General features: G+C 39.1%; 4 protein-coding genes and 1 CRISPR repeat array. All 4 genes read right to left on the bottom strand.

Annotation, left to right across the window (positions count from 1 at the left end; all coding sequences use genetic code 11):
• Nucleotides 1-47 precede the first annotated feature (47 nt).
• A CRISPR array of direct repeats spans nt 48-811; the repeat unit is 36 nt; unit sequence GTTTTAGAGCTGTGTTGTTTTGAATGGTTCCAAAAC.
• 225 nt (nt 812-1,036) lie between these two features.
• From AKK44_RS08240 to hemW, 4 genes are read right to left on the bottom strand one after another with little or no spacing between them, the layout of a single operon-like run.
• Nucleotides 1,037-1,657, bottom strand: a complete 621-nt coding sequence (locus tag AKK44_RS08240) for a TIGR01906 family membrane protein (protein ID WP_054279283.1) — start codon at nt 1,655-1,657, stop codon at nt 1,037-1,039.
• Nucleotides 1,654-2,421 (bottom strand): TIGR01457 family HAD-type hydrolase, encoded by a 768-nt coding sequence (locus tag AKK44_RS08235; protein WP_054279282.1) that lies wholly within the window; start codon nt 2,419-2,421, stop codon nt 1,654-1,656. The genes AKK44_RS08240 and AKK44_RS08235 overlap by 4 nt, the downstream gene beginning before the upstream one ends.
• On the bottom strand, nt 2,411-3,169 hold the full coding sequence (locus AKK44_RS08230) for an acyl-ACP thioesterase domain-containing protein (RefSeq protein ID WP_054279281.1): 759 nt from the start codon (nt 3,167-3,169) through the stop codon (nt 2,411-2,413). The genes AKK44_RS08235 and AKK44_RS08230 overlap by 11 nt, the downstream gene beginning before the upstream one ends.
• 10 nt (nt 3,170-3,179) lie before the next feature.
• Nucleotides 3,180-4,310, bottom strand: a complete 1,131-nt coding sequence (gene hemW / locus AKK44_RS08225; protein ID WP_054279280.1) for a radical SAM family heme chaperone HemW — start codon at nt 4,308-4,310, stop codon at nt 3,180-3,182.
• Nucleotides 4,311-4,446: the final 136 nt, after the last annotated feature.

Raw genomic sequence — 4,446 nt, 5'->3', positions numbered from 1 at the left:
TTGAATGGTTCCAAAACAGTTCTTGAGAAATTTAACACAGCAGGTAAGTTTTAGAGCTGTGTTGTTTTGAATGGTTCCAAAACCAGGTGAACCACCCATTAAAACATCGTTGTGTTTTAGAGCTGTGTTGTTTTGAATGGTTCCAAAACAGGATATAGAAGAAATGAGTAAACATTATAGTTTTAGAGCTGTGTTGTTTTGAATGGTTCCAAAACTTGAAAAACTTGAAATGCTTGACAGAATTAGTTTTAGAGCTGTGTTGTTTTGAATGGTTCCAAAACCAAAAATGAGCAGAATAAATTATAGTAACAGTTTTAGAGCTGTGTTGTTTTGAATGGTTCCAAAACTAGCTATTGAGAATAACTTCCATCACCTTAAGTTTTAGAGCTGTGTTGTTTTGAATGGTTCCAAAACATTAACGTTGTTTTCTACATGGACTTAATCGTTTTAGAGCTGTGTTGTTTTGAATGGTTCCAAAACCAGAGGTGTAGTGAGATTGCCAGACTCTTACGTTTTAGAGCTGTGTTGTTTTGAATGGTTCCAAAACTTAACAGGAGAAGATGTCAACAAAGCGCAAGTTTTAGAGCTGTGTTGTTTTGAATGGTTCCAAAACCCCTTTGAGCCTATCCTTTACGCAGTAACCGTTTTAGAGCTGTGTTGTTTTGAATGGTTCCAAAACACACAGAACAAATGACTCCACAAGAAGTAGGTTTTAGAGCTGTGTTTTTTTGAATGGTTCCAAAACCCTCGAGCACAGATAAAGAGCTATTAAAAGGTTTTAGAGCTGTGTTGTTTTGAATGGTTCCAAAACGACAATTGTCTTTTATCTCGAAAATGTAATTTTTTGATAATAAGACTTGCCAAAAGTCATCTAATATTATATACTATAACTGTTGGAACCATTCAAAACAACACAGCGCGTTAAAATAAGGCTGGTCCGTAAATAGCTTGAAGAAAGTGGCACCGATTCGGTGCTTTTTTTGTACCCAAAAACAAGCCCTCTTAGGGACTTGTTTTTTTTTTAGGATTCATCCTTCTATGGTTTTTGTTGGGATAATAACACTAATCCCCAAATAATACTTTCGTAAATGATGAAAAATAGGACAAAGCAGTGCATGAAAAAGGTTTCTGGTAAAATCCAAATCACAGGATCTGTTAACGGATTAAATAACCAAGTCGAGTCACCGACAAATAAAATCTGGTGGAATAATGTAAAAAAATTATCAAACCCAATCATAATGGCAAATAACGCCACAAGCACTGGAAAAAAGCCTGCAAGCATCAAGGGGTATCTAATGAGAATGAGAACTTGTTGTTTCAGTTTATCATAGAGGTAACGCCAAGCAGGGTAAACTAATAGAATAAATACTAACTGAGTTAACTGAAATAACCCCTTAACGTCTTCAAAGTGTTTTAATCCTGATGTTGATGATGAAAAGTGATCCAAATTCAAGTTTTGAACAAAGGGATTTGTTAAATAGGCTAACAACCTGTTAAAATCTTGAGTAATGGCTTTTGGGGTCATAAAGACAACCTCATCAAGCTGTAAATAGCTGACTTCTAATGGGTATAAAGACCAAGCTAGGTAAATCGTCAGTAAAATAGCGACTGACAACAACCAGAGCCAGGTCAAGAAAAAATAACACGCTTCTTTCATGACAGCTCCCATTCGTCCAGACTAGAGACTACATGGTCAGGTGGCGTTGGTAAACCTGGTACTTCTTCTGCCTTGGTAAAACCTGTAGTCACCAAAAGGGTAGCAATATCATTTTGAAGACCCGCCATGATGTCTGTTAGATAATTATCTCCTACCATAATAGCCTCCGAGCGTGACACCCCTAATATATCAAGCGCCTTGTTCATGATGATGGCATTTGGTTTTCCGATAAAGACTGGAGATACCCGTGTAGCAGCCTCTAGCAAGGCATTTAGCGACCCTGCGCCTGGCATTAGACCACGTTCTGTTGGAATATTGAGGTCTGGATTTGTTCCAATAAAAAGAGCACCATTTTGGATCGCTAAAGTGGCAACCGCCAGCATCTCATAGGTCACCTGAGTATCTAGCCCAACAACCACATAAGCAGGCTTTTCTGTGTCTTCGGTGTAGCCTGCTTCTGCAATAGCTGACTTGAGACCAGTCTCACCGATAACATAGGCTGTTTTGCCACGATTCATGTCATTCATGTAATCTACGGTAGCCATCGTCGCTGTGTATATGGTGTCTAGTTCTGTTGTAACATTAAATTGTTGTTGAAGCATCTCTTGGATCATTTGCGGTGTCCGTGTCGTGTTATTGGTCACCAGCAAATAAGGAATGCCTCTTTCTTGCAAGCGTTCGATAAATCGCTCACCTGCTGGAATCCGATTTTTTCCTTGATAGATTGTTCCATCTAAGTCGATTAAATAACCTTTATAAGTCACTCGTTTTCTCACTTTCTATTGAAATGGGCTGCCATTCAATCTTGGCTTGCGCGCTAAGCTGCCCATTTGACATAATCTCATGGTAAGACGTCTCGCCATCTAGCAGATGACAGGATGTAATGCTCCCCCCAGGGGGGACTTCTTTTTTATAGGTTAGTGTCAGCTGAGTTGGACGGTACTTGCCTAAAAAGGCATCACCCAACGCATCATACATCCATTCTAAATATTTGCTATTATTAACATGACCATTCATATCAATGTCAAAATAACGCACGGGATAGGTTTGTTGAATTGGGGTTTCTAAGGGTTTTAATTTAGAAGAACGCTGAATCTTTTTGACAAAGGGGCAACGATAGGGAGCAACCAAATCGTCTGGAATCACTGCAGCTTTGCGACTTTTTGGGTCTAGTAAAGCAAAATAGGCTAAAATGTCTAGCAATAACGCCCCTGTTTGATCATAGATATGAAACCGTCGGTAACAAAACAATTTGTTGTACGACAGGGCTTCTGTCTCTATTTTTATTGTCTCTCCAAAGACGGGTAATCGATGAATCGTCATCTCATAGTCCGTAATAACCCAAACAAGCCCATAACGCTCCATGAGGTAATCATTTCCTCGTCCTAATTGCTCCGATTGCTTGGTAGAAACCATTAAACAATCCGCTAGTAGGGCAGGAATTTTTACATGTGATGTCCTGTCGCAACTGTCAAAAGTCAGCTCGACAGGCTGATAATAGACTAAGCCCAAAGCACATCTCCTATGTTAAAATAAATTTTTCAGCGATAGAATCGCCTAAAAATAGGCCTTTTTTAGTCATTCTAATGGCTGAGTCATTTTTGACCAACAGCCCCTCGTTTTGAAGGTCTGTGACAACACTACCGTAAATATCTGCCAAGGGAACGCCAAACTTTTCCTTGAAACGTTCGAGCGAGACCCCTGTTTTTTTGCGTAATCCAAGAAACAGCTCTTCTTCTATCATTTCTTCTTTTGTCAGGATTTCCTCGCTCAATCGGGCATTGCCCTCAGCGACAGCCTTTAGATAATGCTGAATAGGGACCCGATTTCGGTAACGTATGCCATTTAAATAGCCTGATGCCCCTGCACCACAGCCAAAATATTCTTCGTTGTTCCAATACATCAAATTATGACGGCTTTCAAAGCCTGGTTTGGTGAAATTTGAAATTTCGTAATGCTCAAAACCGTTGGCTTCCATTTCTGAAATGATGTATTCAAACATTCCAGCTTCTAGGTCTTCTGTCGGTAAATTCAATTTACCACGACGCATTTTATTCATAAAAACAGTGTGGTGTTCCAAAATCAAGCTATATAGGCTAAGATGAGGAATATCTAAGGCTAAAGCCTTAGCAACATTGGTTTTGACCTGCTCCATGGTTTGACCTGGTAAGGCATAAATCAAATCAATCGAAATGTTGTTAAAACCAGCTGATTTAAGACTAGAAATGGTGCTGTAAATCTGGGCTTCGTTATGACTGCGACCAATTTGCTTTAAATGCTTATCGTCAAAGGTCTGAACCCCGAGAGAGATCCTATTTACGGCTGATTTAACAAGAACATCGATTTTCTCGACTGTCAAATCGCCAGGATTGGCTTCAATAGTAAATTCTTCGAGAGTTTCTAAATTAAGATTTTTTTGCAACTGACTCAGCAAATAGTCTAGCTGGCTTGCTGTGATGGACGTTGGTGTGCCACCACCTATATAGAGAGTTTTTAAATCAGTGATATCATACGACTCAAATTCTTTGATAAGGGCTTCAAGGTAGGCATCGACAGGCTGGTTTTTAATAAATACCTTGGAAAAATCACAGTAATAGCAAATCTGTGTGCAAAAAGGTATGTGCACATAAGCTGATGTTGGTTTATTTGACATGTTAATATTATATCATTTTGCACCGAAAAATCATCCTTTTATGACTGTTTATCGATTGTTTTGAGCGGATTAACTGCCTAAAAAGAATATTAAAAATCCCCTTCATCCAATAAACGGTGTACTGACCCCCAAAAGT

The organism is Streptococcus phocae, from assembly GCF_001302265.1.
Taxonomy (GTDB): domain Bacteria; phylum Bacillota; class Bacilli; order Lactobacillales; family Streptococcaceae; genus Streptococcus; species Streptococcus phocae.
Note: the sequence above shows the minus strand (reverse complement) of the source record. Positions and strands in the feature narration are given on the sequence as shown.

Bases quoted from the DNA above. Each gene is read 5' to 3' on its own strand.
- hemW (WP_054279280.1), bottom strand. From the start codon at position 4,310: ATGTCAAATAAACCAACATCAGCTTATGTGCACATACCTTTTTGCACA.
- AKK44_RS08240 (WP_054279283.1), bottom strand. From the start codon at position 1,657: ATGAAAGAAGCGTGTTATTTTTTCTTGACCTGGCTCTGGTTGTTGTCA.